We start from the raw sequence: 2,540 nt of genomic DNA on the forward strand, positions 1-2,540 counted from the left end.
CCTCTGGTCCGGCCCTCCGACCTCGATCCGGCTCGATGACCTGGAGGTAATCTGCGACGCGCTCGGCTGCGGCCCCGAGGAGTTGCTGTTGCGCGAGCCCGGAAAGGTCCAGGCTCACCCAGTCGCCGACGTCGGCACGCAGGATGTCGCGGTCGGGCAGGCGCCCGTCGTCAGGCCCGTCCGTCGCAGTGGCCGTACGGCACCGCCGTGAACAATCGCGAGGCGTTCATCGCTGCCCTGCGAGGCGAGTTGGTCTGTTCCGGCTGCGGCGTTCGGCCGCCCCGGACCCCCAAGCATCGGCGGTGTTGGGAATGTGCGCGCGACGGCGGGGTGGCTCCGACCTGCAGGGGGTGCGACGGACCGTTCTGGATGTCGGGCTGGTGTCGGAGTTGTCATCCGGGCCTGGTGCCGCTGTCTGAGCGCCCGCGCTCGTGCCGGACGTGTTTCTCCTGGGGCCCGATGAATGCCTTGACGTGCGAGGCGTGTCGCAGCTTTAGTCGTGCGTACCCCGTGGGTTCCTGCGGAACCTGCGCACGCCGGGTTCCGCTCTCGGACGGTCACTGCAGGCTCTGCCGTCACCAGGCCCGGATACTGGCCGGCGAGACCGGTGGCTACGGACCCGCAGCTCTCCACCTCGTGCAGGCCACCGGCCAGCAGCTGTTTATCGGAGACACCCAGCGCCGCATCACGTGTCACAACCCAGGTCGCGTAGCGCGCAGGGCAGAGAAAGGTCAACTCGCCCAAACTGTGGGGAAGTTGAATGCGTGGCGCCCGAAGGGCTGGCCCGTCCAGCACGAGATCTTCAGCCTGCCCATCGACGAGCTGCCCCACCGGATACTGCGCGATGACGGTCCGCGTCTGGCCTGGTTCGCGCACCTGGAACCCGCCGTCGCCCGGATCGGCGAGGCCAAGGGCTGGAGCCACGATGTGCGCGACAGCGTCACACTCACTCTGGAAGGCGTAGTCGCCACCCACGAAGCCGGAACCCCCAGTTACTCGGCTTCCCGAGTCGCCCCTCTGGCCGACGGCAACAAGCGGAATGTCACCCGAACCATCGAGCTGCTGGCCGAGCTCGGGCGGCTCGACGACGACCGCGCCGATCCCCTCGACCAATGGCTGGAGCGCAACCTGGCCTGTCTGCCGACCGGCATCCGCACCGACGTCGCCGACTGGATGCGTTCTGAGGAACGGCAACTCCCGCCGCCCCCCCAAAGCCGAACTCACCTGGAAGAACTACCTGTTGCAGGTACGGCCGACCCTGCTGCCCTGGTCGACCGAACACGGAACACTCCGTGAGATATCCAAGGCCGAGGTTGTCGCCGCCCTCGAAGCGCCAACGCCGTTCGGCGGAGACGGGCACACCCGGCTGACCGCACTGCGTTCGCTCTTCGCGTTCCTCAAGGCCCAGCAGAAGGTTTTCGCCGACCCCACCCGCCGACTGGACCGGAGAGTCACACGCAGACCGGGACTGAGAATCCCCACCCGACTCCCGGCCTCCGTCCTGGAAGAGATCGGAGTGATCACGCACACTCCCGCAACGTGGCTGGTGACGGTGTTGACCGGCCATCATGCGCTCGGAGCGGTGCATCTCCGGACCTTGGCCCTGGAGGATGCCGATCTGCCCAACCGCCAGTTCACCATCCAGGGCCAATCCCGTCCCCTCGACGACCTCACCCACCAAGCCATCCAGCGCTACCTCGGCTACCGAACCCGCAGGTGGCCGAGTACGACCAACCCCCATCTGCTGATCACCCAGCAGATCGCCCATCACGACAGCCCGGTCAGCCGGGTGTGGCTCAGAACTGTCCTACGCGGCCAGGAGGCCAGCCTCGACCTTCTGCGGCAGGACCGGATCCTCGACGAAGTCCAAGCCATAGGTGTCCGCGACCCTCTGCACATCGCGGCAGTCTTCGGACTGCGAGCCGATACCGCCCAGCGGTATGTCGATGCCGTCTACGGACGCCACGACCCCACGGAGAACATCTGAACTGGGTGTAGCTCGTCTTGAGTGAGGGCTCTCCCCTGAAGCGGACGGGCTGTGCGTGGGCCTCTGTTCAGCCGTGGGGTGTCGGTGCCGACCCCTAAGATCCGCATCATGCGTGAGTTCTTCATGGTGGGTGGGCGGAAGCTGTCGTATCTGGACTTCGGTGGTCCGGGGAGGCCGCTTGTGGCCCTGCACGGGCACTACAACGAAGCGTCGGCGTTCGCGTCGCTCGCAGCGGGGTTGGCGCCGCGGTGGCGGGTGATCGCGCTCGATCAGCGCGGTCATGGAGAATCCGAACAGGCCACCAGTTACGAGCGCGACGACTACATAGCCGATGTTGTCGCCTTCTACGGGCATCTGGGAGTCGGCCCGGTGCCGGTGCTGGGTCACTCACTGGGCGGGGTGAACGCCTACCAGTTCGCTGCCCGGCACCCGGACAAGGTCAGCAAGCTGATCGTGGAGGACACCGGCGCGGTCGTCGACTGCGACTGGTCGTTCACCACGCGCCTTCCCACTCACGCGCCGTCTCGAGAGGCGCTGGTCGCGGCCCTGGGCG

The 2,540-nt window shown here is 67.2% G+C and carries 4 protein-coding genes; all 4 read left to right on the plus strand.

The annotated features are described in order from the left end of the window. Window positions 1-211 (plus strand): helix-turn-helix domain-containing protein (locus ACFVXE_RS38935; RefSeq protein ID WP_389678514.1); only part of this gene is annotated, 211 nt, incomplete at its 5' end. A gap of 545 nt (window positions 212-756) precedes the next feature. Continuing rightward, window positions 757-1,296 (plus strand): hypothetical protein, encoded by a 540-nt coding sequence (locus ACFVXE_RS38940; protein WP_389678516.1) that lies wholly within the window; start codon window positions 757-759, stop codon window positions 1,294-1,296. Then, entirely contained in the window at window positions 1,241-1,987 is a 747-nt protein-coding gene (locus ACFVXE_RS38945; RefSeq protein WP_389678517.1) for a hypothetical protein, read from the plus strand. The genes ACFVXE_RS38940 and ACFVXE_RS38945 overlap by 56 nt, the downstream gene beginning before the upstream one ends. Window positions 1,988-2,095: 108 nt before the next feature. Next, window positions 2,096-2,540: alpha/beta fold hydrolase (locus ACFVXE_RS38950; protein ID WP_389678519.1), on the plus strand; the 445-nt coding region annotated here is incomplete at its 3' end.

Source organism: Streptomyces sp. NPDC058231, from assembly GCF_042882275.1.
Taxonomy (GTDB): Bacteria; Actinomycetota; Actinomycetes; order Streptomycetales; family Streptomycetaceae; genus Streptomyces.